The organism is Streptomyces sp. DSM 40750, from assembly GCF_024612035.1.
Classification (GTDB): Bacteria; Actinomycetota; Actinomycetes; order Streptomycetales; family Streptomycetaceae; genus Streptomyces.
This window is the reverse complement of sequence record NZ_CP102513.1, coordinates 10,868,041-10,893,125: the sequence shown is the minus strand read 5'-3', so window position 1 is coordinate 10,893,125 and position 25,085 is coordinate 10,868,041. Positions and strand designations below refer to the sequence as shown.

The 25,085-nt window shown below is 71.2% G+C and carries 24 protein-coding genes; 15 read left to right on the top strand and 9 right to left on the bottom strand.

Features of this window, described 5'->3' with window-relative positions:
• The first annotated feature begins 93 nt into the window (after positions 1-93).
• Genes JIX55_RS47590 through JIX55_RS47565 form a run of 6 tightly spaced genes read left to right on the top strand, consistent with a single transcriptional unit; the run spans position 94 to position 6,782 of the window.
• Positions 94-726: a hypothetical protein gene (locus JIX55_RS47590; protein WP_257561666.1), complete on the top strand. Its 633-nt coding sequence runs from the start codon at positions 94-96 to the stop codon at positions 724-726.
• The gene (locus JIX55_RS47585; protein WP_257561667.1) at positions 723-3,341 is read left to right on the top strand and encodes a putative PEP-binding protein; all 2,619 of its coding nucleotides are present in this window, start codon (positions 723-725) and stop codon (positions 3,339-3,341) included. Before JIX55_RS47590 ends, JIX55_RS47585 begins: the two co-directional genes overlap by 4 nt.
• Entirely contained in the window at positions 3,338-4,456 is a 1,119-nt protein-coding gene (locus JIX55_RS47580; protein WP_257561668.1) for an acyl-CoA dehydrogenase family protein, read from the top strand. Before JIX55_RS47585 ends, JIX55_RS47580 begins: the two co-directional genes overlap by 4 nt.
• An 18-nt stretch (positions 4,457-4,474) precedes the next feature.
• Complete coding sequence (locus tag JIX55_RS47575; protein ID WP_257561669.1) at positions 4,475-4,909, top strand: Zn-ribbon domain-containing OB-fold protein; 435 nt, start codon at positions 4,475-4,477, stop codon at positions 4,907-4,909.
• Positions 4,906-6,060 carry a thiolase family protein gene (locus JIX55_RS47570; protein WP_257561670.1) on the top strand — a complete coding sequence of 385 codons (1,155 nt, stop codon included), beginning with the start codon at positions 4,906-4,908 and terminating at the stop codon, positions 6,058-6,060. The genes JIX55_RS47575 and JIX55_RS47570 overlap by 4 nt, the downstream gene beginning before the upstream one ends.
• Positions 6,061-6,077: 17 nt before the next feature.
• Entirely contained in the window at positions 6,078-6,782 is a 705-nt protein-coding gene (locus tag JIX55_RS47565; RefSeq protein ID WP_257561671.1) for an SDR family NAD(P)-dependent oxidoreductase, read from the top strand.
• Between the two features lie 30 nt (positions 6,783-6,812).
• Here the strand turns inward: JIX55_RS47565 and JIX55_RS47560 are convergent, their stop codons facing one another.
• Positions 6,813-7,478, bottom strand: coding sequence for a TetR/AcrR family transcriptional regulator (locus JIX55_RS47560; RefSeq protein WP_257561672.1), 666 nt, complete (start codon positions 7,476-7,478; stop codon positions 6,813-6,815).
• A gap of 140 nt (positions 7,479-7,618) precedes the next feature.
• On the opposite strand from JIX55_RS47560, the gene JIX55_RS47555 reads away from it, so the two are divergent.
• Positions 7,619-8,224 carry a TetR/AcrR family transcriptional regulator gene (locus JIX55_RS47555; protein ID WP_257561673.1) on the top strand — a complete coding sequence of 202 codons (606 nt, stop codon included), beginning with the start codon at positions 7,619-7,621 and terminating at the stop codon, positions 8,222-8,224.
• Between the two features lie 8 nt (positions 8,225-8,232).
• Here JIX55_RS47555 and JIX55_RS47550 read toward each other — a convergent pair whose 3' ends face one another.
• The 4 genes from JIX55_RS47550 to JIX55_RS47535 form a co-directional block, all read right to left on the bottom strand.
• Positions 8,233-9,672: a dihydrolipoamide acetyltransferase family protein gene (locus JIX55_RS47550; protein ID WP_257561674.1), complete on the bottom strand. Its 1,440-nt coding sequence runs from the start codon at positions 9,670-9,672 to the stop codon at positions 8,233-8,235.
• Positions 9,669-10,679 (bottom strand): alpha-ketoacid dehydrogenase subunit beta, encoded by a 1,011-nt coding sequence (locus JIX55_RS47545; protein ID WP_257561675.1) that lies wholly within the window; start codon positions 10,677-10,679, stop codon positions 9,669-9,671. Before JIX55_RS47545 ends, JIX55_RS47550 begins: the two co-directional genes overlap by 4 nt.
• Before the next feature lie 5 nt (positions 10,680-10,684).
• Entirely contained in the window at positions 10,685-11,695 is a 1,011-nt protein-coding gene (locus tag JIX55_RS47540; RefSeq protein WP_306819977.1) for a thiamine pyrophosphate-dependent dehydrogenase E1 component subunit alpha, read from the bottom strand.
• A 118-nt stretch (positions 11,696-11,813) separates the two neighbouring features.
• A complete protein-coding gene (locus JIX55_RS47535) occupies positions 11,814-12,296 on the bottom strand; it encodes a VOC family protein (protein WP_257561677.1) in 483 nt (160 codons plus the stop codon).
• Between the two features lie 293 nt (positions 12,297-12,589).
• Here JIX55_RS47535 and JIX55_RS47530 point away from each other — a divergent pair, with 293 nt between their 5' ends.
• The 4 genes from JIX55_RS47530 (at position 12,590) to JIX55_RS47515 (ending at position 16,847) form a co-directional block, all read left to right on the top strand.
• Positions 12,590-13,855, top strand: coding sequence for an aromatic ring-hydroxylating oxygenase subunit alpha (locus tag JIX55_RS47530; protein WP_257561678.1), 1,266 nt, complete (start codon positions 12,590-12,592; stop codon positions 13,853-13,855).
• Positions 13,852-14,676 carry an SDR family NAD(P)-dependent oxidoreductase gene (locus tag JIX55_RS47525; RefSeq protein ID WP_257561679.1) on the top strand — a complete coding sequence of 275 codons (825 nt, stop codon included), beginning with the start codon at positions 13,852-13,854 and terminating at the stop codon, positions 14,674-14,676. The genes JIX55_RS47530 and JIX55_RS47525 overlap by 4 nt, the downstream gene beginning before the upstream one ends.
• Complete coding sequence (locus JIX55_RS47520) at positions 14,673-16,445, top strand: PEP-utilizing enzyme (protein ID WP_257561680.1); 1,773 nt, start codon at positions 14,673-14,675, stop codon at positions 16,443-16,445. The genes JIX55_RS47525 and JIX55_RS47520 overlap by 4 nt, the downstream gene beginning before the upstream one ends.
• 87 nt (positions 16,446-16,532) lie before the next feature.
• Positions 16,533-16,847: a putative quinol monooxygenase gene (locus JIX55_RS47515; RefSeq protein ID WP_257561681.1), complete on the top strand. Its 315-nt coding sequence runs from the start codon at positions 16,533-16,535 to the stop codon at positions 16,845-16,847.
• Positions 16,848-16,910: 63 nt separating this feature from the next.
• On the opposite strand, the gene JIX55_RS47510 is transcribed toward JIX55_RS47515, so the two are convergent.
• The 4 genes from JIX55_RS47510 to JIX55_RS47495 are packed head-to-tail and all read right to left on the bottom strand — an operon-like array spanning position 16,911 to position 19,884.
• Positions 16,911-17,936, bottom strand: coding sequence for an NADP-dependent oxidoreductase (locus JIX55_RS47510; protein ID WP_257561682.1), 1,026 nt, complete (start codon positions 17,934-17,936; stop codon positions 16,911-16,913).
• Positions 17,937-17,940: 4 nt separating this feature from the next.
• A complete protein-coding gene (locus tag JIX55_RS47505; protein ID WP_257561683.1) occupies positions 17,941-18,156 on the bottom strand; it encodes a transposase in 216 nt (71 codons plus the stop codon).
• A 7-nt stretch (positions 18,157-18,163) separates the two neighbouring features.
• Positions 18,164-18,478 carry a 2Fe-2S iron-sulfur cluster binding domain-containing protein gene (locus JIX55_RS47500; RefSeq protein ID WP_257561684.1) on the bottom strand — a complete coding sequence of 105 codons (315 nt, stop codon included), beginning with the start codon at positions 18,476-18,478 and terminating at the stop codon, positions 18,164-18,166.
• Positions 18,475-19,884, bottom strand: coding sequence for an aromatic ring-hydroxylating oxygenase subunit alpha (locus tag JIX55_RS47495; RefSeq protein ID WP_257561685.1), 1,410 nt, complete (start codon positions 19,882-19,884; stop codon positions 18,475-18,477). The genes JIX55_RS47500 and JIX55_RS47495 overlap by 4 nt, the downstream gene beginning before the upstream one ends.
• 369 nt (positions 19,885-20,253) lie before the next feature.
• On the opposite strand from JIX55_RS47495, the gene JIX55_RS47490 reads away from it, so the two are divergent.
• Genes JIX55_RS47490 through JIX55_RS47475 form a run of 4 tightly spaced genes read left to right on the top strand, consistent with a single transcriptional unit; the run spans position 20,254 to position 25,055 of the window.
• Positions 20,254-21,396 (top strand): sugar ABC transporter substrate-binding protein, encoded by a 1,143-nt coding sequence (locus tag JIX55_RS47490; RefSeq protein ID WP_257561686.1) that lies wholly within the window; start codon positions 20,254-20,256, stop codon positions 21,394-21,396.
• Complete coding sequence (locus JIX55_RS47485) at positions 21,381-22,913, top strand: sugar ABC transporter ATP-binding protein (protein WP_257561687.1); 1,533 nt, start codon at positions 21,381-21,383, stop codon at positions 22,911-22,913. Before JIX55_RS47490 ends, JIX55_RS47485 begins: the two co-directional genes overlap by 16 nt.
• A 1-nt stretch (position 22,914) precedes the next feature.
• Entirely contained in the window at positions 22,915-24,009 is a 1,095-nt protein-coding gene (locus JIX55_RS47480) for an ABC transporter permease (RefSeq protein WP_257561688.1), read from the top strand.
• Between the two features lie 2 nt (positions 24,010-24,011).
• A complete protein-coding gene (locus tag JIX55_RS47475) occupies positions 24,012-25,055 on the top strand; it encodes an NAD(P)-dependent alcohol dehydrogenase (protein WP_257561689.1) in 1,044 nt (347 codons plus the stop codon).
• Positions 25,056-25,085 lie beyond the last annotated feature (30 nt).

Sequence of the window (25,085 nt, the reverse complement as noted above, 5' to 3'; positions counted from 1 at the left end):
TCCCTCTTCACTAACCCGCCCGCCGGAGCGTAACCTCCGGGCAACACAGAACCGAAGAACCGGTCACCACAGAACCGGGGAAAAGGTGTGGCAATGCAATCTGCTGCCGTGGGCCTTCCGGACGCTCTCGACGGACCCCTCACCGAAGCCGTCGTCGACCTCGTTCTGCGAGGGATGTGGCGCGGCCGGCCGGAGGCCGAGCACCGGCCGCTGGTCGACGCCGGGCTGGCGATGGTGAAGGGGCCGGTGGTGCTGCCGACCGAGCGTGCCAAGGCCGCCGCCGCGCAGATCCTGCGGGTTCCCGCCGGCTCCGAGCAGGAAGAACGGATCACCGCCGCGTACGAGGCGTTCCTGCCGGTCAACCGGAAGATCCGCGATGTGTGCACGGCATGGCAGTGCCGCCCCGACGGCACCGCCAACGACCACTCCGACGACGTCTACGACGCCGGGGTGCGTGAGTCGCTGGAAGACGTGCACGAGGCCATCCAGCCCGTGCTGCGCAGGCTGGAGCAGGTACTCGCGGGCAGCGGCCGCTATCTGACGGCCCTGGAGGACGCCCTCGACCGCTTCGACGACGGCGCGCCCGAGTGGCTGGCCTCGCCGCTGTGCGACTCGTACCACACCGTGTGGATGCGGCTGCACCAGGAGCTGCTGCTCGTCCTGGGGATCAGCCGGGCCGAGGACGAAGCCCGGGAAGAGGAACTGGTCAACAGGAGCCGGGGTTGAGCATCACCGACCGCGAGGCGGACCCGCTCGCACAGTCCGAGGTTCCTCTCGCGCCCTTGGGGACCCCCGGCCGGATCCTGGTCCCCTACGGGCAGGGCCGGATCCGCGGCCTCGACGCCGACGAGCTGGGTGTGCACGGCGCGGCGATGGACCGGCTGGTGGCCCTCGGCCTGCCGGTCGTGCCGGGGCTCACCGTGCCCGCCGGCGCCGCCGCGTCGCTGTGCGAACCCGACACCGCCGAAGCCGCCGTAGCCCTGGTCGAACAGCTCTCGGGGCGGCGCATCGGCGACGCGGCCCGGCCGCTGCTGCTGCGCCTGTCGGCGAGCGCGCCGACCGAGATCGCCGGACTGCCGCCGGACTTGGCCTGTCTCGGCGTCACCCCCGACCGTGCCGACGACCTGTGTGCCGTCATCGGACGTGAGGAGGCGCTGTACGAGGTGTGGGGCGCCACCGTGCGCATGATCGCCGAGTACGCCCTCGACGTGCCCGGCGCGGTGCTCGACGACGCCCTCCTGGACACGCCCGGGCCGCGGGCTCGGGTGCAGGTGCTGCTGTCCCTGGTGGCCGAGCACGGCTCCGGGCCCTTCCCCGACGACCCGGCGCGGCAGCTGGCGCTGGCCGCCCGCGCCCTCCTCGCCCGGTGGGACTCACCGCGTGCGCGAAGGTCCCGCCGGGCCCAGCGGCTCCCCGCCGATCTGGCCGTCGCCCTGCATGTGCAGGCCCTGCGCATCGGCCCGGCGGACCACTCGGGCTACGGCACGGCGGTCAGCCGCGATCCCGGGACCGGGCGTCTGTCCCCCCAGGGCTCCTTCTTCCGGGGAGTGCGCCGCAGCGCCCCGCCGCCGCACACCGGTGAACCGCTGGATCAACTCGCGGGTGGCACCGCGCTGCTCGAGCACTCCCTGCTCACCCTGGAGCGGCATCTGCGCGCGCCGGTGTCGGTCGACTTCGAGGTGCGCGACGACGAGATCTCCCTGCTCGCCGCCTCGGCACAACTCCGCCCGCCGCTGCGAGCCTCGGTGTGCCTGGCCGCGGACCTGGCCCGGGACGGGGCGCTCGGCCACGAGGAGGCCGTGCGACGGATCACCCCCGCCCAGGTACAGGAACTGCTGCACCCCCAGCTACGGCTGACCGGCGGGGAGGAGCTCCTGGTGAGGGGGCTGCCCGCGTCCCCGGGGGCAGCGACCGGAGCGGTCGTGCTGTCCAGCGAACGTGCCCTCGAACTGGCTGCGGACGGAACTCACGTCGTGCTCGTGGCCGCCGAGACGTCCCCGGCGGACGTCCCCGGGATGCTGGCCTCCGTCGCCGTGCTGACCGGCAGCGGCGGCATCGCCTCGCATGCCGCCGTGGTGGCGCGGGGCGCCGGCAAGCCCGCGGTGTGCGGCGCGGACGGGCTGCGCGTGGACGAGGCCGCCGGGACGGTCCGCTTCGGGGAGCGGGTGGTCCGCGAGGGCGACCCCGTCTCGCTGGACGGCCGTACCGGCGCCGTCTACGCGGGGACGCTGAGCGTCAGTGTGGCCGGACCGCCGCCCGAACTGTCCACCCTGTTGGGGTGGGCGGACGGAGTGCGCCGACTGGGCGTGCGGGTCAACGCCGACACGGCCTCCGAAGTGGACACGGCCTTCGCCCTGGGCGCGGAGGGTGTCGGGCTGTGCCGTACGGAACACCAGTTCCTCGGCGAGCGGCTGCCGCTGATCCGCCGGGTGCTCCTGGCCGCCGATCCGGCCGCCCGCGACGAGGCGCTGGCGGCGCTGGAGCGTGCCCAGCACGAGGACTTCCACGCGCTGCTGACCGCGGTCGGGAACCGTCCGGTGACCGTGCGTCTGCTGGACGCCCCGCTGCACGAGTTCCTGCCCGCCCCCGGGCAGGCCCTGGACGCGGCCGAGGAGCAGCGGGCCGCCGCGCTGCGCGAGGCGAACCCGATGCTCGGGCTGCGCGGGGTGCGGCTGGCGCTGCTGCATGAGCGGCTCTACCCGGCGCAGGCCGAGGCGCTGTTCACCGCCTGGGCCGAGGTCGCCGCCACCGGAGTCCGGCCGGAGCTGGAGGTGATGATCCCGCTCGTCAGCCTGCCGGAGGAGCTGGCCGCCGCGGCCGCGTACGTACGCGGTGCCGCCGACGCGGTCGCCGCCCGCACCGGGGTGGAGGTCCCCTACCGGCTCGGCACGATGATCGAGACCCCCCGGGCCGCGCTGCTGGCCGGCGAACTCGCCGAACACGCCGAGTTCTTCTCCTTCGGCACCAACGACCTCACTCAGCTCACCTACGGGTTCTCCCGGGACGACGTCGAGCGCCAGGTGCTCGCCTCCTACCAGGAGCGCGGGTTCCTGACGGCCAGCCCGTTCGCGCGGCTCGACCCGCACGGGGTGGGCGCCCTGATCGCCCTGGCGGTCGAGCGGGCACGGAGCGTACGGCCCGGCATCAAGCTGGGCGTGTGCGGCGAGCACGGCGGGGACCCCGAGTCGATCGCGTTCTGCGACGACCTCGGTCTCGACTACGTCTCCTGCTCCGCGCACCGCGTGCCGGTGGCCCGGATGGCGGCCGCGCACAGTGCCCTGCGGCAGCGGCGGTACGTCGACAACAAGGAGCGGCGCGACGAGAGCGGGAGCGCACGATGACGAGCACCATGACCGACAGCACGGCCCTGTCGGACACCGAGCTGGAGGATCTGCGCGAGACTGTTCGGTCGGTGTGCGGGGACGCCGGCGGCACCGCCGCGGTACGTCGGCTGTCCGAGGACGCCCCCGGCATCGACGCCGAGTTGTGGGACGCCCTCGGCCGGCAGGTCGGCCTCGCGGCCCTCGGCCTGCCCGAGTCGGCGGGAGGCATCGGCGGCCTCGCCGAGATAGCCGTCGTCTGCGAGGAGTTGGGCAGGACACTGGCACCGGTCCCGCTGCTGTCCTCCACCGTGCTGGCCGGGCAGGTGCTGGCCGGCTGCGGTACGGCCGACAAGGCACTGGCCGACCTGGCCGAGGGCACCGTGCATGCCCTGGCGGTGGCCGCGCCCGACGGGACGTGGCGGGCCGACGCCGTGCCGGTGGCCGTCTCCTGGCAGGGCGGCGTCCCGCTGCTGGACGGCACCGCGCCGTTCGTCCTCGACGGCGCCGACGCCGAGGCGCTGGTGGTGGCCGCGGCCGGGACCGACGGCGTGGACCTCTTCCTGGCCGACCCTCGTGAACCGGGGGTCACGGTGCGCCGCGTGCCCACCCTGGACCTCAGCCGGGGCCAGGCGGTGGTCACCTTCTCCGGTGCCCGGGCCCGGGCACTGACCGCCGGCGGCGAGGGGGCGGACGTCGTCGCCCGCGCCCTGGACGTGGCCCTGGTGGCGCTGGCCGCCGAGCAACTGGGCGGTGCCCAGGCCGCGTTGGACATGACGGTGGCCCATGTGCGCGACCGAACCCAGTTCGGCAGGGCGATCGGCGGCTTCCAGACGGTCAAGCACGCCTGCGCCGACATGCTGCTCCAGGTGGAGGCCGCACGGTCGGCCGTGGTGCGCGCGGTCCGCACGGACGGCTCGCCAACGGCGCTGGCCGAGGCGGCGGCAGTGGCGCAGGCGTGGTGCGGCGAGGCGTTCGTCTCCGTCGCCGCCGAGTGCGTGCAGTTCCACGGCGGGATGGGCTTCACCTGGGAGCACGACGCGCACCTGTACTTCCGGCGCGCCCAGTCGGACGCGGTCCTGCTGGGCGGCGCCGCACACCATCGGGAACGGCTGGCCGGGCTACTGGGCTGGTGACATGGAAGGCGGGACGGCATGACCACCAGACTCATCGACGAGTCCTTGTTCGAGAACGGGGAGTCCGACGACGGGGATCCACCGCGTCTCGTGGGCGCCCGCTGCTCCGAGTGCGCCACCGTCGTCTTCCCCCGGCAGGACTCGTGCCCCAGGTGTTCGGACGGGACGATGACCGCGCGAGTACTGCCGGTGAGCGGGCGCGTGTGGTCGTGGACGCTCCAGGCGTTCCCGCCGAAACCGCCGTACCGGCATCCGGCAGGCGGCCACCGGCCCTACCACGTGGGCTATGTGGACCTCGGTGAGGTGCTGGTCGAAGCCCGGCTGGCGGTGCCCCGCGCGGAGATCCGGATCGGCCTGCCGGTCCGGCTCACCACGGTGCCCGCCTACCAGGACGACGACGGAACCGAGGTGGTGACCTTCGCGTTCCGCCCGGAGCGGGAAGGCGAGCGATGAGCCGGCCCGACGACGTGTACGTGGTCGGATGCGGCATGCATCCCTTCGGCCGCGACGAGAGCGTCACCGGAATGGACATGGCCGAGCGTGCGGTACGCGAGGCGCTGGCCGACGCCGGTGTCGCCTGGGAGGACATCGGCTACGCGGTCGGCGGCTCCGACGTCTCCGGCAAGCCCGACACGCTGGTGGGCCGGCTGGGCCTGACCGGAGTGCCGTTCGTCAATGTGCAGAACGGCTGCGCGACCGGCGCCTCCACCGTCCTCACGGTGGCCAACGCGCTGCGCGCGGGCGAGGCCTCCCTGGGACTTGCGGTCGGGTTCGACAAGCACGAGCGGGGAGCGTTCCACGTCTCCGCGGCCCGCTACGGCCTGGGCGACTGGTACGCCGAGACCGGCATGATGCTCACGACCCAGTTCTTCGCGCTGAAGACGCAGCGGTACCTGTACGAGCACGGGATCTCGGAGCGGGCACTGGCGATGGTGGCGGCGCGAGCCTTCCGCAACGGCTCGCACCACCCCCTGGCATGGCGGCGCAAACCGCTGACGGAACGGGAGATCCTCGACTCCGCCGAGGTCAGTCCCCCGCTCACCCAGTACATGTTCTGTTCGCCCGGACAGGGCGCGGCGGCGCTGGTGCTCGCGCTCGGCGACCGGGCGTTCGACCTGTGCGAACGACCGGTCAGGCTGGCGTCGCTGGCCTTCCGGACGAGGCGGTTCGGTTCGTTCGAGGTGTTCTCGCCCTGGCTGCCGCCGGGACCGCACCGCAGCCCCAGTGTCGACGCCGCGGAGGCGGTCTTCCGCACGGCGGGGGTGCGGCCCGCCGACGTACAGGTCGCCCAGTTGCAGGACACGGACAGCGGCTCGGAGCTGATCCACCTGGCGGAGACCGGACTCTGCGGCCACGGCGAGCAGGAGGAACTGCTGGCCGACGGGGCCACCGAGCCCCTGGGCCGGATACCGGTCAACACCGACGGCGGCTGTCTGGCCGGCGGGGAACCCGTCGGCGCCTCCGGGCTGCGTCAGTTCCACGAGGTCGTACGACAGTTGCAGGGCCGGGCGCCCGGTGTGCAGGTGCCGGGCGCTCCCCGGGTGGGCTTCACCCATGTGTACGGGGCGCCCGGGATCAGCGCCTGCTCGGTCCTGACGGTGTGAGAGGCGGCGAGCAGAACATGCGGCACGGTGACAGAACCGCCCTGGTGACCGGCGGGGCACGCGGAATCGGCCTGGAGATCGGCCGACAGCTCGCCGACCGGGGACTACGGGTCCTGGTCGGGGCACGGAAACGGGCGGCGGCCGAGGAGGCGTGCCGTGCCATCGGCCCGGCCGCGCTGCCCCTGGCCCTGGACGTGACCTCCGCGCGGAGCGTCAGCGAAGCGGTCCGGGAGGCACGGGAGCTGACCGGCGGGATCGACGTCCTGGTGAACAACGCCGGAGTGTCCCTGGACGGGGAACTGCGGCCCCCGTACGTCGACGAGGGCCTCCTGCGCGCGACCCTGGACACGAACCTCACCGGCGCCTGGCGCGTGCTGGAAGCCCTTGTCCCGGACATGGTGGAAGCCGGCTACGGCCGGGTCGTCAACGTCACCAGCTCGTACGGTTCGCTGGCACTGATGGACTCCGGGCGGCACCCCGCCTACCGGATCTCCAAGACGGCGCTCAACGCCCTGACCCGTATGCTCGCGGCCGAGCTGGCCGGCACGGGCGTCCTGGTCAACGCCGCCGACCCCGGCTGGACCCGCAGTGGCATGGGCGGCCCGTCCGCCCCGCGCGGGCCGGAGGAGGGTGCGGACACCCCGGTCTGGCTGGCGACCCTTCCCGAGGGCGACGGGACGACGGGCGGGCTGTTCGCCGACCGCAGGCCACTGCCCTGGTGAACCGCCTCAGTACTGCCCTGCTGAACCGCCTCAGCTCTGAGCCGTGGCCGGCTTCGCGGGGTTCTGCTCGGTGGCGACGATGCGCAGCGCCAACGCCCTGACCGCCTCCAGCACGGACCGGGAGGGCAGCTGGGACAGCGGTCCTCCCTCCGCCCGCAGCGCGGTGACGAGCATGGTCGTACTGATCAGCGTGCGGACCGCGAGTGCCTGTGCCGCGTGCCGGGCCTTGGCCGCCCGGGGGCTGCGGGTGGTGCCCTCGGGCAGATAGTCGTAGCCGCGCTGGACGTGGCGCTGCTCGAACTCGTCCCGCAGCGCCTTGACGCTGCCGTTGGCCGAGGCGACCTGGACCTGGTACAGGCGGGCCTCGTCCGGATTCCGCTCCACCCAGTCCCACACGGCGTCGATGACACGGATCAGACCCTCCGCGTCACCCGGCTCGGACTCCGGCCGGGCCGCCTCCACGACCGCGTTCAGCTGGTCGAAGACCCGGCGCATGGCGAGTTCGAGCAGCTCCTCCTTGCCGTCGAAGTGGTAGTAGACGGCCGTCGGCACCACCTGGGCCTCGTCCGCGATGTCCTGGATGCTGGTCTCCGCGAACCCGTTGCGGCCGAACACCCGCACCGCGGCGGTGATGATGTGCTGCCGCCGCGAGGGCCGGTGGGCGGGTTGCTTGCCGTTCTTCGTGGTGGCCATCATGCTCCCTGCCGACTGCCGTGAACCCGCGTCCGTGGGCCCTGCGTACTGACCATTCTATCCAGTAACTCCCATCGCCCGTCGGCATAATTCCTGCTGCTTATGGGGCTCCGGGGCACTCGGGTCCCGGCATACTTGACATCATGACGACCTCCCGGACCCGCGCCGCTCACCGTCCGTCACGCAAGCAGTGGGTGATCGAAGCAGCCACCGAGCTGTTCGCCACCCAGCCGCCGGACGAGGTGACGGTGGCCGACATCGCCGCTCGCGCGGAGATGACCTCGGCAGCGGTGTACTACCACTTCTCCTCCAAGGACCAGGTCCTGGCAGAGGGGATGCGGGTGTTCGCCGCCGCGCTGCGCGAGCAGTTGCACGCGATCACGGAGGCCCACGAGCCCGGCTCGGACATCGGAGCGGCGGTCACCACGCTGCTGGCCTGGATGGGCGAACACCGGTCCGCCGCCACCGTGTTCTTCGTGTCGTCGGCCGGCATGAGCCAGGACGCGGAAGCGCTGCGCCAGGAGAGCCGTACGGAGTTGGTGGACGAGCTGATGCGGTTGATCCGCAAGGCCCGCGAGTCCGTCTCCGACGCCGAGGCGGCGGTGATCAGCCTGGGCCTGCTGGCGCTGCTGGAGACCGCGGCGATCTCACAGGTCCGGGGCGACGACGTCTACCGGTCGCTGGGCCACCGCTCCTTCGTCCGCGAGGTCGGCGATCTCTCGGAGCGGATCGCCGACCCGGCCATATAGAACCCCGATCACACCAACAGGCGGAGGGGCTTGCTCAGCAGCTCACCGACCGTGCGCAGATATTCGGCGGCGGGTGCCCCGTCGACGGCACGGTGGTCGAAGGTGAGGCTCAGCGTGAGCACCCGCGTCCGCAGCGGTCTGTCGTCCACCCACTCCACGCCGTCCCTGAGCCGGCCCACCCCGAGGATCGCGACGTTGCCGGGGTTGATCACGGGGGTGAAGAAGTCGACGCCGTATCCACCGAGCGAGGTGACGGTGAAGGTGGCGCCTTCCAGCTGGGCGGGGGAGATCCGCCCCTCGCGCGCGGCCTGGGCCAGGTCCCTCGACCGGCGGGCCATCTCGGGCAGCGGCAGCGTCACCGCGTCCTCGATCACGGGGACCATGAGGCCGCCCGGAACGGCCACCGCGAAGCCCAGATGGATGCCGCCGAGCAGATGAACACCGTCCTCCCGCACCGTCGCGTTGAGCAGGGGATGCTCGCGCAGGGCCAGGGCGGCGGCCTTCAGCAGGAAGTCGTTGAGGCTGGGCACCGGCAGGTCACTGTCGGCCCACTCCTCCTTGAGCCGGTCCCGCAGGGACACCACGGCGTCCATCCGCACCTCGTAGCCGTGCGTCAGCTGTGCCATCTCCTGGAGGCTGGCGTGCATCCTGCGGGCGATGGTGCCGCGCATCCCGGTGAGCGGGAGGACGTCGCCGGGCTGAGGGGCCGCGTTGCAGCGAACGGGCGTAGGAACGACGGCGTCGAGGTCGGAGCGGCGGATCCGGCCGCCGGGCCCGGTGCCGTTCACGCCGGAGAGGTCGATGCCTCGTTCCTTCGCCAGCTTGCGGACCAGCGGCGAGGAAGGAGTGCCGCCCGGCTGGACCGGTGCGCCGAGGTCGCCGGGGAGGGCCGCGAGGAACTCCTCCACGTCCTCGGAGACGATCCGGCCGACCGGCCCCGTGCCGCGTACGGCGGTGAGGTCCACGTCGGCAGCGGCGGCGACCCGCCGGGCGTTCGGTGAGGACAGAAGCCGGCCGGCGGTGCCGTTGAGGCCGGACGCCGCGGCGGGACCGCCGGCGTGGGTGGCCGCACCGGTGCCGGTGCGGGCAGGCGCGGCGGCCGTATCCGCACCGCCGCTGTCCAGGGCAGACGCGGCGGCCGCACCCGCACTGGACCCGGACCCGGCGGGCATCGGCGTACCCGCCGGGCCCGGTGGCTGCTCGCCCTCGGCCAGCAGCCAGCCGATGAGGGCCCCGGTCGGCACGGTGGCGCCCGCCGGGACCACCGGGTGGAACAGTCCCCCGGCCTCCGCCTCGACGTCCACGTCGACCTTGTCGGTGGCCAGCCGCAGCAGTGCGTCGCCCTCCGCGACGGCCGCGCCGGTGGGCACCAGCCATTCGTCGATCGTGCCTTCCTGCATGGTCAGGCCGATCTTCGGGAGCAGAACCTCGACCGCCACGTCGGTCACGACCTTTCGAGGAGGCGCCGGCAGCCCTGGGCGATGCGGGCGCGATCGGGCACGTACGCCTTCTCCAGGACCGGGGAGAAGGGCACCGGGGAGAAGGGGGCGCCGATGCGCAGGACCGGCGCGTCCAGGTAGTCGAAGACCGCGTCCTGGATCTGGGCGGCGATCTCCGCGCCGAGCCCGCCGAAGGTGACGGCCTCGTGCACCACGAGCACCCGGTTGGTGCGGCGGACGGAGGCGAACATCGTCTCGGTGTCCAGCGGCTGCACGGTGCGGGGGTCGATCACCTCGATCTCCACGCCCTCGGCGGCGAGTTCGTCGGCCGCGGCCAGGGCCTCCCCCACCATGCGGCCGAGGGCTATCACGGTGACGTCGGAGCCCTGCCGCGCGGTGTGCGCCTGGCCCAGCGGGATGCCGTAGATCTCCTCGGGCACCTCGCTGGTGCTGCCGAGCAGGACCTTGTTGAGCATGACGACGACCGGGTTGTCGTCCCGGATGGCAGAGACGGTCAGGCCCTTGGCGGTGTAGGCGTCGCTGGGCATGACCACCTTGAGGCCGGGCACGTGGGCCAGCCAGGCCTCCAGGCTCTGACTGTGCTGGGCGGCGGCACCGAGGCCGGCGCCGGAGGCGGTGGTGATGGTGAGCGGCACGGACAACGCGCCGCCGAACATGTACTTCATCTTCGCCGCCTGGTTGACGATCTGGTCGAGGCAGACGCCGATGAAGTCCATGAACATCAGGTCGACGACGGGGCGCAGCCCCCGGGCGGCGGCTCCCACGCCGAGGCCGACCAGGGCGGCCTCGGAGATCGGGGTGTCGATCATGCGACGGGGGCCGAACTCGTCGAGCAGGTTGTCGAACATGCGGAACACGCCGCCGTATCCGGCCACGTCCTCGCCGGCGACAAAGACGTTCTCGTCCTCGCGCATGGCCTGCGCGAGACCCTCGTTGAAGGCCTTGACGTAGGTGAGTTTGCGCGTGGCGACGGTCGGTGTCTTGGTGGTGGTCATGGCGGTCATCCCGAGTAGACGTTGAGCAGCAGGTCGGCGGGGTCGGGCAGCGGGCTCGCCTCGGCGTACGCGATGGCCTCGGCGATCTCGTCGCGGGTGCGCCGCCATACGTCGTCCAGCTCCGCACGGGTCGCGGTGCCGTCGGCGACGGCCCGGGTCTCGAGCAGGTCGATGGGGTCGCGGGACTTCCACTCGGCGACCTCCTCGTCCGAGCGGTAGGGATGACGCAGGCCCTTGACGCCCTGGTGGTCGTAGAAGCGGTAGGTCTTGGCCTCGATCATCATCGGGCCCGCGCCGGCCCGGGCCCGTTCGACGGCCTCGGTGGCGGCGCGGTGGACGGCGACCGCGTCCATGCCGTCGACGATCACGCTGGGCATGCCGTAGGCGGCGGCCCGGTCGGCGACATCGGTGATCAGCATGTGCGCGGACTGCGGGGTGAACTCGGCGTAGCCGTTGTTCTCGCAGATGAACACCACGGGCAGGCCGAGGATCGCGGCCATGTTGGCGCCCTCGTGGAAGGCGCCGATGTTGGTGGCGCCGTCACCGAAGAAGGTCACGGCGACGCTGTCCTCGCCCTTGTACCGGGCGGCGAAGGCGGCGCCCACGGCGATCGGGACGCCCGCCCCGACGATGCCGTTGGCGCCGAGCATGCCGCGGGTGAGGTCGTTGATGTGCATGCTTCCGCCGCGGCCGAGGCAGGCGCCGGTGACCCGGCCGTACAGCTCGGCGTACATCTCGCGGAAGCCGACGCCCTTGGCCACGGCGTGCCCGTGGCCTCGGTGGGTGGAGGTGATCTGGTCGTCGTCGCGCAGGGCCGCCATCACACCGGCGGCGACGGCTTCCTGGCCGACATAGAGGTGCAGGAAGCCGGGCAGTTTGCCGGCCTCCATGAGCTTTCCCGCTTCGGTCTCGAACAGCCGGATGCGCACCATGCGCTCGTGCAGGTCCTTGATGACCTGCGCGGATGCTTGGTGTGTGGTCTTCGCGGCCGACTTCCGCGGTGCTTTTTGAACCATCGTCCGCCCCTTCGCCCCGTTGCGAGGTTTCCAACTGATCGGACTTTCTGTTGCCGGTCTACAGTAACCAGCAGAGCGCACCTTACTGAAGAGGTTCTCTAATTACTACGGGCCGGGTTCAACGGGTCTCCTGTTCACCGCCTCGCCGGTCCGCCAGTTCGAGGACGTTGCCCTCCGGATCCACCCAGAAGCTGATCCGCCGGTCCCGCGCCACCACGACGATCGGGGACGACAGCGGCCGGGCACCGGCGGCCGGCAGTGCGGCGACGACCGGCACGATGTCGTCGAAGTGAAAGGTGACATAGGACAAGCCGCGGCGTGCGGCCAGCGGTACGGCCGACGGCCGCGCATCCGCAGCCGCATCCGCATCCGCATCCGCATCCGCATCCGCATCCGCCCGAAGTCGTATCAGCTTGATCCGGCCCCCGGACGGCACCTGAAGCCAGACGACCAACAGGGGCCCGCCCAATCCGGCCGGGCCGCCGATCTCGTGCGGGATGTGCGAGTGGTGCACCGGAACGCAGCCGAGCACTTCGCGATAGAAGCGCTCCAACACCTCCAGGTCGCGCACCACGACACCGACCTCGAAGGGCTGGGTCATCGCCACTTCTCGGGACACCCGAGCCGGCTCGGCCATCTCATCGACCACTGGACCCCTTCCGCCTACTCGCCACCCGCACCCACCCTTCAGCTGGAGCCGATCCCCAGAAAGATCGAGCTGAGCGGGGGTTACCCTCGCGACAGAAAGCGGAGGTGACCTGCGGAATGCCGCACAGCCAAACTTCGGCACTTTCTATTGACACACAACACTAACTCCTGTTGTTGTGGCGGTCGCAGTGGAGCTGTAGCACAGGAACCCTTCACCAGCTCGCGGCTGGGAGGATTGAGGACATCGTGGTCCAGATCTCACCGGAGACCCGAGCGGCAGGCGACGAGCGCCCCTTGCCGCCCCCCGCCCCGGAATACCACTCATGGATCGGCCAGGACCGCTCCAGCGATGCCGCGGGCAAGGCGATGCGGCAGGACGCGGCCGACCTTGCCGAGCGTGTCATCGAGCACTACCGGAACAACACGACGCATGAGGCCGAGGAGCAGTGGACGGAACCCGTCGACAACTACCTCGACGTCGACCGCTGGCTGCGTGAGATGGACGCCGTCCACCGGAGCGTCCCGCTGCCGCTCGCCATGTCGTCCGAGCTCCCCAAGCCCGGGACCTACAAGGCACTGGACGTGCTCGGCATCCCCATCCTGATCACCCGGGACCGCCAGGGCGCAGTCCACGCGATGATCAACGCCTGCCGGCACCGTGGCGCCGAGCTCGTCGAACCGGGCTGCGGCGTGGCGAAGCGGATCACCTGCCCATACCACGCCTGGTCCTACGACCTGTCGGGGGAACTGCGCGGCGTGTACGCCGAGAAGACCTTCGGCGACGTACCGCGCGAGAAGCGCAGCCTGATCCAGCTCCCCGTCGGTGAGCGCGCCGGCATCGTCTTCGTATCGCTCGATCCGAACGCCGAGCACGACCTGGACGCCTGGCTGGGAGATCTGCAGCCACTGCTGGAGGGGCTCCGCTTCGCGGACTGCCACCACTACGCGACCCGAGAGCTGACCAGCCCGAACTGGAAGGTCACCCTCGACGGGTACCTGGAGACGTACCACTTCGCCTCGCTGCACACGAAGACGGTCTTCGAGACGAACTTCTCCAACATGATGGCCCACGACACGTGGGGGCCCCACCAGCGCCTCGGTGCGGCCCTGCGGCCCGTCGCCGACGTGGTGGATCTTCCTCCGGACGAGCGCGACCCCGGCGATGTCGTCGGGGCCATCTACTGGCTCTTCCCCGGCCTGGCCATCGCCGGTACGTGGCGCAACAAGATCGCCGTCTCCATCGTGATCCCCCGGACGGCCACCGAATCGGTGACCCAGCAGATCGTCCTGCTGCGCGAGCCAGCCGTCACCGAGGAGGAGCGGCACGCCGCCGACCAGTTCGGCGAGTGGTTCTACGAGGTGGTCCGCGACGAGGACTACGCGACCACCTACGGAGTGCAGCGGGGCCTGAAGGCCCTCGCCGGGACCGACTTCGTCTTCGGACGCAATGAACCCGGACTGCAGCACTTCCACCGCACCATCCACCGCCTCCTGGACGAAGCGTCCAGATGACGAACCCTCAGAAACCGCAGGAGAACAGCATGGTGGCTACGGGCAGCCTCGACGGACGTGTCGCGGTGATCACGGGCAGTACGCGCAGTATCGGCCGCGCCATCGCCGAGGCCTTCCTGGCCGACGGAGCCACGGTCGTGCTCAGCGGCCGCTCCGAGATCAAGGGCAAGCAGGCCCTGGAAGAACTCCAGGCAGGCGACAAGGCCGTCTTCCACTCCTGCGACTCGAGCCGCCAGTCGGACATCGAGGCACTGGTCGACTGGACGGTCGAGCGCTTCGGCCGACTGGACGTCATGGTCAACAACGTCGGAGGCACCGAGGGCTTCGCCCCGGTCCACGAGCTGAGTGACGAGGCGTGGCACAAGGCGCTCGACCTCAACCTCAACGCCTACTTCTACGGCACCCGCCGTGCGCTGAAACCCATGCTGGAAGGTGGCTGGGGCCGGGTCATCAACATCTCCTCGGTCGAGGGCAAGCAGGCCAACAAGCCCGCGATCAGCCACTACATCACCAACAAGCACGCCATCCACGGTCTGACCAAGGCGACCGCCTTCGAGTACGGCACCATGGGCATCACCTGCAACGCGATCTGCCCCGGCGCCGTCGACACCGACCTGATGCGGGCCGCCGGGCCGGCCGCGGCCGAGGCCGAGGGCATCTCGTACGAGGAGTGGCTGGGCCGGTTCGCCGAGCACGCCGCCACCAAGAAGATCACCACCGTGGAGCAGATCGCGGGCCTCGCCTCGCTGCTCGCCAGCGACGCCGGCGCGGGCATCACGGGCACGCTGATCAGCGTCGACGGCGGAACGGCGCAGTGGTGAGCGCCGGAACGGACGGCGGGAGCCCCCTCGCCATGAAGCACTGGATCACCGACTGGCAGCGCAGCGAGCGACTGCCCCACTACACCCGGGCCAACGCGGGCGAAACCCTTCCGGAGCCGGCCAGCCCGCTGGGCTGGACCCTGGTATGGGGGCGCGGCCTGCAGGGCTGGCGTCGCGGTTTCGTCGAGTTCGGCATCTACCGCGGGGACGAGATCAGCGGCCCTCGCCCTCCGTTCGTCGGAATCTTCGGCGGTTACTTCTACCTCAACCTGTCGCACCTGCGGCTGTTCGGCATCCGCATGGGGCAGACCGCGGACCAGATCGACACCGCCTTCGTGGGCCAGCGCTCCGACACGCCGGTGTACGTGCCGCACCCCGACGACCTGGACGCGGAACTGACGGCCAAGGCCACAGCGACGCTGCAGGGGATGCTCGGCCAGGCCGGCTACCCGGAGGGCGACGCCGACCATGAGCGGCTGCGCCGTATCAGGCGCGAGCGACCCGACCTGGCGTCCCTGTCCGACGTCGAGTTGGTGGCCTACGCCCGCTCGTTGCTGGCCGACGTGGAGACGACCTTCCAACGGCATGTCGAGTCCTCGCTGCCCGCGTCCGTCGGGCCGGCGATCCTCGGACCGCTGTGTGCGAGCGTCGACCGTCCCGGCGCGATGCTCGACCTCATCGGCGGGCTGGGAGGCGTGGACTCCGCCTCTCCGTCAACCGGGCTGTGGACGCTGTCCCGCCAGGTGGTGGCCTCGGCGGAGCTGACAGCTCTGTTCGACCGGGGTCCGGCCGCGGTGCAGCAGGCCCTCGAAGGGGCGACCGGAGACGTCAAGGCGTTCCGTGACTCCTTCGACGAGTTCATCGCCGAGTCCGGCGACCGCGGCCCCAACGAGTGGGACATCCACGCGCTGTCCTGGGAGGCGGCGCCGGTCCAGGCGCTGGCTCTGGTCGATCGGATCCGGCACACCTCCGACGACAACTCTCCGGCCGCGCGTCACCGCAGGCTGACCGAGCGCCGCGAACAACTCGCGGCGGAGATCCGAGCGGCCCTCCCCGAGGACACTCGGCCGATGTTCGACGCCGGCATGCACGCTTCCCAGGTGTGGATCCCGGCACGTGAGCGGACCAAGGCCAACTGTGTGACCGTCATCAACGAAATCCGCATGACGGTAAGGGAGCTGGGTCGTCGCGGAGTCGAGGCGGGACGCTTCGCCGAGCCCGAGGACGTGATGATGCTGCTGGAGACGGAGCTCGACGACTATGTCGCCGACCCGGGCGGCTTCGAGCCCGTCATCGCCCAGCGGCTTCAGGAATACGCCGGGCTGCGCAAGCTGGAACCGCCGTTCTTCGTCGCACAGGACGCACAGACCGAGATCGACGGCTGGCCGCGGCGCAGCGAGGATGGTGTCGCGATCGCCGCCGAGGGCGATGTGCTGACGGGCGTCGGCGGAAGTCACGGCGCCTACACCGGCAGGGTGCGGGTGGTCACCGACCCGGCCTCGTGCGAGGCGCTGGAGCCGGGCGAGGTGTTGGTGGCGCCGATCACGGACGCGGCCTGGACCCCGCTGTTCCTCGTGGCAGGAGCAGCTGTCGTGGACGTGGGCGCGCTCAACAGCCACGCCGTCGTGGTCTGCCGCGAACTCGGAATCCCGGCCGTCATCTCCGTCGAGGGCGGTACACGGCGGCTGCGGGACGGCATGGTGATCACGGTCGACGGCGAGAAGGGCACGGTCACCGTGGACGGCGTCCCAGCGGCACTCGGCATCTGAGCAACCATGGGCCCGTCGCTCCTTCCTGGCAGAGGGGCGGCGGGCCCACGGTCATGAGCCATGGCCGTGGAAGGGGAAAGGACCACCGTGTCAGAGGAAATCATCGTCGCCGGCTGGATGGACTACGAGCCCGCGGACCGCGACACGATGCTCAGGCACCTCGTCGAAGTCGGGAAGCGCACCCGCGAGGAAGAGCCCGGCTGCCTGGACTACGCCATGACGGCGGACCCCACGGACGGCCGCCGGATCCGGGTGTTCGAGCGGTGGGTGTCCCAGCAGGCCCTCGACGAGCACTTCGCCACCCCGCACATCAAGGACTTCCGGACCGCCGTGGCCGGACTGACCCGGTTGGGGGTCTCCCTGCAGGCACATACGGTCGCCGCGTCGCGGCCCATGCGCTGACCGCGGTCCCGGCCCGTGCGACGAACGGCGCCCGCGTCGCGGGCGCCGTTCGTCGTTCAGTCGTCAGTCATTCAGCCGGACCAGCATCTTGCCGACGTTGCCGCCCCGCAGCAGGGACAGCAGGGCTTCCGCCGCGTTCTCCAGGCCGTCCACGACCGTCTCGCGCGCGGTGATCCGGCCCTCGGCGAGCCAGCCCGCGACCCGCCGCTCGAACTCCGGCCGCAGGTCGTCGTGGTCACGGACGATGAATCCGCGCAGAGTCAGCCGCTTGAGGACCGCCTGGATCAACTGGTTGATGTCGGCGGACCGTCCGTCGCCGCCGAACTGCGACATCATGCCGCACAGGGCGACCCGGCCACCGGTGCGCAGCGCGTGCAGCGCGGCGGCGAGCTGCTCACCGCCGACGTTGTCGAAGTACACGTCGATGCCGTCGGGTGCCAGCCGGGCCAGGGCGTCGCGCACGGGCTCGGCGCGGTAGTCCGCGGCGGCGTCGTAGCCGAACTCCTTCACCAGCAGGGCGCACTTGTCCGGTCCCCCGGCGGTCCCGATCACGCGGTCCGCGCCCAGCAGGCGCGCGAACTGGCCGGCGGCGGTGCCGACGGCGCCGGCCGCCGCCGACACGAGGACGGTGTCGCCCGGACGCAGCTGCGCGATCCGGGTCAGGCCCACGTACGCGGTGAACCCGGTCTGGCCGAGCAGGCCCAGCCAGGTGGGCAGCGGGGCGAGTCGGGGGTCGATGCGACCGGCGCCGTCGGTGTCCGCCGCGTCCAGCACCGCCCGCTCCCGCCAGCCGAGCTGGTGGCGTACGTACGTGCCCGGCGGCACCGAGGCGCAGCGGCTCGCCTCCACGACACCGAGGGCGCGGCCGTCGAGCGGCGAGCCCGGGGTGAAGTTGTGCGTGTAGTGCTTCTCGGTGCTCTCCAGGCGCCCGCGCATGGACGGGTCGACGCTCATGTAGAGGTTGCGCACGAGCAACTGCCCCTCCCCCAGGGGCGGCAGCGGGCGTTCCTCCACGGCGAAGTCACCGGGGAGCGGTTCTCCCTCGGGCCGGCGCACCAGACAGACCACGCGGGTGGTACGGGGCGTCACGGGGTCACTGCTCCGGTTGCCGGGTCGTACGCCGCTGGGCGAGGCGGCCGACCCAGCCGGCCATCTGGAGGTCGGCGTGGCGCAGTTCGCCCGACTGCCACCGGGCCTGGAAGTCGAAGACGCCCCGCGCCCCGGTCGCGGGGTCGGTCACCTCGACCAGTCCGTCCTCGGTGAGCCGGTACACATGCCCGGTCAGTGGGTGGATCACTTGCTTGGACATGGGGGCCTCACTCCTGCACTCGGCGGCGTACGCCGCGCTTGGTCACGGTCACCGGGCCCTCGACCCGGAGCCGGCAGGCGAGCCGGGTCAGGCCGTCCACCGGCCTGCGCAGGGACTCGATGCCCTCGCGCTCCAGCGGGCCCACCGGGGAACAGTTCTCAGCACCTTCCTCGACCTGGACGAAGCAGGTACGGCAGGTGCCCTTGCCGCCGCAGACGGTGGGCCAGCGGTAGCCGAGCCGCTGGGCGGCGGTGAACAGGTCCTCCCCGTCGAGGACTTCGAGTTCGGCGCCGGAGGGCATGACGGCCACCCGGTGGGTCACTTGTCCATCCAGTGGTCGAGCGTCCGGTTGAAGTGGCGGATGCGGCTCTCCTGGTAGTTGGCCAGGGTGATGCCCGGTTTACGCATCGCCTTCAGGCCCTGCTGGACGTAGGGCAGGTTCTCGCAGTCCTGGTCGAAGACGGGTCCGAGGACGCCGAGTTCGGGGATGTCGGCGAAGAGCATGTCCTCGGGCACCCAGCGGATCTTCACCGGGGGCGGTGTCTCCCCGGGCTGCTTCGGGGACGACATGAAGATGATCTCGGCGGTGCAGGAGTCGGGGTCGAGGCCGTGGGGCCGGAACCGGTAGATGATGTTCGACTTGGCGCCGCCCCAGGGGTTGAAGTTGGGAAACAGCAAGTAGTTGATGGCATCGAGCAGTTCGGTGTCCGGGGTCTTCGAGAAGTCCTGCTGCGAGGTGGCCGCCAGTTGCGCGCGCATCCGCTCGGCGAGGACCTGGCGGGCGGTGCCGCCCGGCGGGATCGCCGGCAGTTCGTCACCCTCCCCCATCACCAGGTCACGGCCCTGGGCGGCGGCGTAGAACGACCGCGAGTCGTAGAACGTCTCCAGGACGTCCTCCTCCGTGACGGAGTCCGCCACGTGCGGGCTGGGAGCGCCCTGGATGTTGATCATCCGGCTCCAGTTCGGCTGGTCCGCCATGACGTCGTACTGCGAGTTGGCGTCGGCGAGCCACGGCAGCATCTGCGGGTGGGTGGCGATCACATGGAAGGACTCGATGAACGCGTCCTGCGCGACCTTCCAGTTGCAGGGCAGCACCTTGCCGATGTGCAGCGACTTGTAACGGTTCTCCAGCGGCCAGATGTAGTAGTCGTCGAAGGTGCCGCGGTAGCTGTCGAAGGACTCGGCGTACGGGTCCATGTTGATGAAGACGAAGCCGCGCCAGGTGGCCACCTGGGCCTCGGGCAGGGCGAACTTCTCCGGGGTGACGTGCGGGAAGTCCCAGGCACAGGGCGGGGTCCGCATCGTGCCGTCGAGGTTCCAGGCGAAGCCGTGGAACGAGCAGCGGAACTCGCTGACGTTGCCGCCGCCGGTGCGCAGTTTGCGACCGCGGTGCAGACAGACGTTGACGTAGGCGCGGATCTCGTCGGGGGCCGTGCGCACGACGATGAGGGAGTCGTCACCGATCTCGTAGATCTCGTGGTCGCCGACCTCGGGGATCTCGCTCTCCAGGCAGGCGAACTGCCAGACGCGCCGCCAGACCTGCCGCATCTCGCGTTCGGCCCACTCGCGGGAGGTGAAGCGGGCGGTGTCGATGTCCTCGCTGCCGAGGTGGTCGTTGCGCTCGTACCTCAGGGCCGGGGGAACGGGGCGGCTGTCCTGGTCGAGGTAGTCCTGGACGCTGGGCCCGGGGCACCGGGCCGTGGCCGGCTCCGACGTTTCGTCCATCATCTCTCCTCCGACAGAAACTTTAGAGTGAGTGTAGTTACGGGTTACGGCATGGAGCAACACTCACGCCGGTGAACGACCCTCGCGGCTTCCGTGCCCCACCACGGCATTCACCCGTGAGCCTGGAATTTCTTAGGGAGACCCTCTCCCCAAGTCCGCTGCGACATGTCACACTCCGACCCACTTGAGGCTGTAGTTCCTCAAAAGTTTCTCCCTTCCTGGACGGTCTCTGCCCGTCCCGGCCCCAGCGCCGCGGCGTCCTCGCCCCGGGGCGACACAGAATCGATTCGCCTGAACGGAGCCGACCGCCGCGGACGCGGAAGCGACGCGGGTTTCGGCAGCGCAGGCGACACACCACGGGAGTACTCAACGATGAGTTCCAGACCCCGTCGCGCGGTCCGCCGCGCCCTCACCGCGACCATCCCCGTCACCTCCCTGCTCGCCCTGGCGGCGTGCGGCACCGGCGCCACCCCGGCTGCCGACTCGACGCAGGCGGCGGCGCCCGGCTCCGCAGGCCTGACGGCGGCCCGCGAGGCCCTGGCGAAGTACTCCGAGCGCCCGGACTCGATCTCCGTCACCCAGCCCGTCGGCAAGAAGATCCCCAAGGGCAAGAAGATCGACTTCATCCTCTGCGGCGTCCAGTCCTGCAAGGACCTCGCCGACTTCTTCACCGAGGCCGCCGAGGAACTCGGCTGGGAGGTGAAGCAGATCGCCACCCAGGGCACCCCGGAGTCCGTCCAGGCCGCCTACGAGCAGGCCCTGCGCGACAAGCCGGACGCCGTCGTCGCCTCCGGTTTCCCGCGTGCCGTCTACGCCAAGCAGCTGGCCCGGCTGAAGGACGCCGAGATCCCCGTCATCCAGTCGAACGCCGACGACCTGCTGGGCGACGGCATCTCCCTGCTCAAGAACGGGCCGGACGACGTCGGCGTCCAGGGCGAGATGCTCGCCTCATGGGTGGTGTCGAACAGTGACGCCAAGGCGAACACCGTCTACTTCGACCTTCCGGCGTACACGATCCTCAAGCCCGTCAAGGACTCCTTCGCCGCCAAGTACGAGAAATGGTGCGACGGTTGTGGGCTGGACAACGTCGACGTGCCGATCACCGCGGTGGGCAAGGACATGCCGGACCGTGTGGTGTCGTACCTCCGGTCGCACCCGAAGGTGACCCATGTCGTCTTCTCCCTGGGCCTGCTCAACGTGGGCGTGCCGACCGCGCTGAAGACCGCCGGCATCACCGGCAAGCACATCGTCGTCAACGTCGGTGACGCGCAGAACTACCAGTACATCCAGAGCGGTCTCACCGACGGCGCGATGGCGCTCAACTCCCACGAGACGGCCTGGCTCCAAGCCGACGCGCTGGCCCGGCACTTCACCGGCCAGCCCATGGACGTGGACCAGCAGGCCGCACTGCCCAACATGCTCGTCACCAAGGACAACCTGCCCTCGGCCGACGGCGACTTCCCGATCGTCGAGGACTACCAGGCGCAGTTCAAGGCGCTGTGGGGACTGAGTTGACCGGGCCGGTGCTACGGGTGGCCGCCCTGTCGAAGCGATTCGGCGGCACCCAGGCACTGAAGGACGTCGATCTGGAGGTCTCGCCGGGCGAGATCCACGCCCTGATCGGGCCCAACGGCTCCGGCAAGTCCACCCTCATCAAGATCCTCGCCGGCTACCACCACGCGGAGCCGGGCGCCGTGGCCCAACTCGACGGCGAGCCCTTCGACCTCGGCCAGGTCACGGCTTCCCGCCACGACCGGCTCCGCTTCGTCCACCAGGAGCTGGGGCTGGTCGGCGAGTTGAGCGCCATCGACAATCTCGCGCTCAGCCACGGCTTCGCCCGCACGGCCTTCGGCAACATCCGCTGGCCGGAGATGGAACGGCGGACGAGCGCCCTCGTCGAACGATTCGGCCTCGGCATCGACGTGCGCCGGCCCCTCGCGACGGCGACCCCCGTCCAGCGCACGGTGGTGGCCATCGCCGCCGCACTGCAGGGCTGGGAGGGCCGCCGCGGTGTCCTGGTGCTCGACGAACCCACCGCCGTCCTCCCGCCCGGCGAGGTGGCCCGCCTGTTCGACATCGTGCGGGAGGTCCGCGACGCCGGCGCCGGCGTCCTGTACGTCTCACACCGGATGGACGAGATCTTCGCGCTCGCCGACCGGGTCACCGTGATCCGCGGAGGACGCCGGATCGCCACACTCCCGGTCGCCGAACTCACTCCGCGTGCGCTGGCGGAGCTGATGGCGGGCGAGGAGATGGAGACCGACCACCGTCCCCCGGCCCCTTCCGGTCCCGCCGACCCCGTACTGGAGGTCCGCGACCTGTGGGCCGGGCCCCTGCGGGGAGTCGGCTTCGACCTGGCGAGGGGCGAGCGCCTGGGCATCACGGGCCTGGTCGGCTCCGGCCACGAGATCGTGCCGTACGCGGTGTGCGGGGCCCATGCCGGGCGGGTGAGCGGCAGACTGCGGCTGCCGGAACGCTCCGCGCGGTGGACCCAGGCGCGTGACGCGGACGGCCTGGGCCTTCCCCTGGTCCCGGCGGACCGGGCGGGCGAGGGAGTGATCGGCGACTTCTCGGTCGGCGAGAACCTCACTCTGCCGCTCCTGGACCGGCTGCGCGCCCGTTCCGGGCGGCTGCGCCGACGCCGCGAGTCCGACCTGGCGGAGGACTGGATCCGGCGGGTCGGGGTGCGTACGGCCGGACGCCATCCAGCCGGCGCCCGGATCACCACGCTGAGCGGCGGCAACCAGCAGAAGGTCGTCATGGCCCGCTGTCTGGCCCAGCGCCCGCCGGTGCTGGCGCTGTGCGAACCCACGGCGGGCGTGGACATCGCCACCCGTCTGCAGCTCTACGACCTGATAGAGCGTCAGGCCCGTGAGGGCATGGGCGTTCTCGTGTCCTCCTCCGACACACAGGACCTGCTCGCGCTGTGCACCCGCGTCCTGGTGGTGCGGGACGGCCGGATCGCACGGGAGATCAGCGGCCGGGACATCACCGAGCCCGCGCTCGTGCACGCCATGGAAGGAACCGAGTGACATGACGTCCACCCCGACCCGGGCGGCGGAGCTCCCGCCGTCCGCTCCGAAGAGGTCCGCGGTGTCCGCACCGGGGACACCGGGCCGGCGGGTGGCGGCCGCCCTGTCGTTCCGGAACATCGGCGCCGTGTACGTGTGGCTGGTCATCGTCGTGCTCTTCTCCGTGTGGGCGCCGGACACGTTCCCGACCACCATCACAGTCAAGCAGGTGCTGAACGGCAACGCCGTGGCAGGCCTGGTGGCCCTCAGCGTCGTACCACCGCTGGCCGCGCGGGTCTTCGACCTCTCGATCGCCTACACCATGTCGCTCACCAGCGTGCTGACCGCCTACTTCATGGTCTCCTCCGGACTCGGGCCCGGCACGGCCATCGCCCTGGCGATGACCGCCGCACTGCTGATCGGAGTCGTCAACGGCATCGTGGTGGTGATCCTGCGCGTCGACTCGTTCATCGCCACCCTGGCCACCGGTGCGCTGATCCAGTCGCTGATCACCATGGTCACCAACGACAGCTCGATCACCGGTGTGCAACTGCTCGCCGAGCCGTTCGCGAGCATCGCCCAACTGGACGCGGGCGGCATCACCCTGCCGGTGCTGTATCTGCTGCTCGCCGCGGCCTCCATCTGGTTCCTGCTGGAGCACACCGCCACCGGGCGCCGGTTGTACGCGACCGGTTTCAACGCCGACGCGGCCCGGCTGCAGGGGGTGCGGACCGACCGGCTGCGCTTTCTGACGCTGGTGGCCTCCGCCCTGCTCTCCGGCTTCGCCGGCGTCGTCTTCGCGTCCTCGGTCGGCTCCGGGTCGCCGACCGCGGGCACCCCGTATCTGCTGTCGGCGTACGCCGCCGCGTTCGTCGGGGCGACCCAGTTGCGGGCGGGCCGCTTCAACGCCTGGGGCACGGTCCTCGCGGTCCTCCTGCTCGGCACAGGCATCACGGGGCTCGGGCTCGCCACCAGCGCGCAGTGGGCCGCGAGCCTGTTCACCGGCTCGGTCCTCATCGTGGCGTTGGTCCTCACGGGTGGCCGGATCGCCCTGCCCGCCGTTCTGCGCCGCCGGACGGCGCCCCGGCCGGATATCACTACCGACAAGGAGGTCTGACAATGAAGGCTGTGCAGTACCGACGGGTGGGGCACGCCCCCGAGGTCGTGGAGGTGCCGGTGCCCGAGCCCGGCCCGGGACAGGTTCTGCTGAAGGTGACGGCGGCGGGGCTCTGCCACTCCGATCTGGCGGTGATGGGCTGGCCCGAGGAGCAGTTCCCCTACGTGCTGCCGATGACACTCGGTCACGAGGGTGTCGGGACGGTGGCGGCGGTGGGCGCCGGTGTCGCCGGCCTGGCGGAGGGCGAGGCGGTGGCGGTGTACGGCCCGTGGGGCTGCGGGCGCTGCCACAAGTGCGCCGAGGGCAAGGAGAACTGCTGTCCGCACGCCGCCGGGCTCGGCATCCTGCCGCCGGGGCTCGGCCGGCCCGGTGCCCTGGCGGAGTACGTGCTGGTGGACTCCCCTCGCCACCTGGTGCCGCTGAGCGGAGTCGACCCCGTGCAGGCCGCGCCCCTCACGGACGCCGGACTGACCCCGTATCACGCGATCAGCAGGTCGCTGCCGAAGCTACTGCCCGGCAGCACGGCGGTGGTGATCGGCGTCGGCGGTCTGGGGCATCTCGCCGTGCAGCTGTTGCGCGCGCTGACCCCGGCGCGGGTGGTCGCCCTCGACGTGGGCAAGGAGAAGCTGGAGCTGGCAGCCAAGGTGGGCGCGCACGAGACACTGCTCTCCGACGGCGAGGCGGCCGCGCGGATCCGGGAGATCACCGGCGGTACGGGCGCGGAGGTCGTCCTGGACTTCGTCGGGGCCGAGGCGACCCTGGCCGTGGCCGCCGCGTCGGTGGCGGTTGAGGGCGATGTCACCGTCGTCGGCCTCGGCGGGGGCACTCTGCCCGTCGGCTTCGGGGGCGGGCTGCCGTTCGAGGTGTCGGCCTCCTTCCCCTACTGGGGCAGCCGGACGGAGCTCATGGAGGTCCTCGAACTCGCGCGGCAGGGGCTCGTGACCTCCCACGTCGAGACCTTCACGCTGGAGCAGGCGCCCGAGGCGTACGAGCGTCTGCACGCCGGGGAGATCAGCGGCCGCGCGGTGGTACTCCCGCACGCCTGAGCCACGAACCGTGCAGCGGGCCGGCGCCCG

Excerpts from the sequence above, each read along its gene's own strand:
- JIX55_RS47475 (WP_257561689.1), top strand. The coding sequence starts at position 24,012 with ATGAAGGCTGTGCAGTACCGACGGGTGGGGCACGCCCCCGAGGTCGTG.
- JIX55_RS47590 (WP_257561666.1), top strand. The coding sequence starts at position 94 with ATGCAATCTGCTGCCGTGGGCCTTCCGGACGCTCTCGACGGACCCCTC.
- JIX55_RS47505 (WP_257561683.1), bottom strand. The coding sequence starts at position 18,156 with ATGTCCAAGCAAGTGATCCACCCACTGACCGGGCATGTGTACCGGCTC.
- JIX55_RS47570 (WP_257561670.1), top strand. The coding sequence starts at position 4,906 with ATGAGCCGGCCCGACGACGTGTACGTGGTCGGATGCGGCATGCATCCC.
- JIX55_RS47560 (WP_257561672.1), bottom strand. The coding sequence starts at position 7,478 with ATGATGGCCACCACGAAGAACGGCAAGCAACCCGCCCACCGGCCCTCG.
- JIX55_RS47580 (WP_257561668.1), top strand. The coding sequence starts at position 3,338 with ATGACGAGCACCATGACCGACAGCACGGCCCTGTCGGACACCGAGCTG.
- JIX55_RS47555 (WP_257561673.1), top strand. The coding sequence starts at position 7,619 with ATGACGACCTCCCGGACCCGCGCCGCTCACCGTCCGTCACGCAAGCAG.
- JIX55_RS47490 (WP_257561686.1), top strand. The coding sequence starts at position 20,254 with ATGAGTTCCAGACCCCGTCGCGCGGTCCGCCGCGCCCTCACCGCGACC.
- JIX55_RS47545 (WP_257561675.1), bottom strand. The coding sequence starts at position 10,679 with ATGACCACCACCAAGACACCGACCGTCGCCACGCGCAAACTCACCTAC.
- JIX55_RS47480 (WP_257561688.1), top strand. The coding sequence starts at position 22,915 with ATGACGTCCACCCCGACCCGGGCGGCGGAGCTCCCGCCGTCCGCTCCG.
- JIX55_RS47525 (WP_257561679.1), top strand. The coding sequence starts at position 13,852 with ATGACGAACCCTCAGAAACCGCAGGAGAACAGCATGGTGGCTACGGGC.
- JIX55_RS47565 (WP_257561671.1), top strand. The coding sequence starts at position 6,078 with ATGCGGCACGGTGACAGAACCGCCCTGGTGACCGGCGGGGCACGCGGA.
- JIX55_RS47575 (WP_257561669.1), top strand. The coding sequence starts at position 4,475 with ATGACCACCAGACTCATCGACGAGTCCTTGTTCGAGAACGGGGAGTCC.
- JIX55_RS47535 (WP_257561677.1), bottom strand. The coding sequence starts at position 12,296 with ATGACCCAGCCCTTCGAGGTCGGTGTCGTGGTGCGCGACCTGGAGGTG.
- JIX55_RS47540 (WP_306819977.1), bottom strand. The coding sequence starts at position 11,695 with ATGGTTCAAAAAGCACCGCGGAAGTCGGCCGCGAAGACCACACACCAA.
- JIX55_RS47495 (WP_257561685.1), bottom strand. The coding sequence starts at position 19,884 with ATGATGGACGAAACGTCGGAGCCGGCCACGGCCCGGTGCCCCGGGCCC.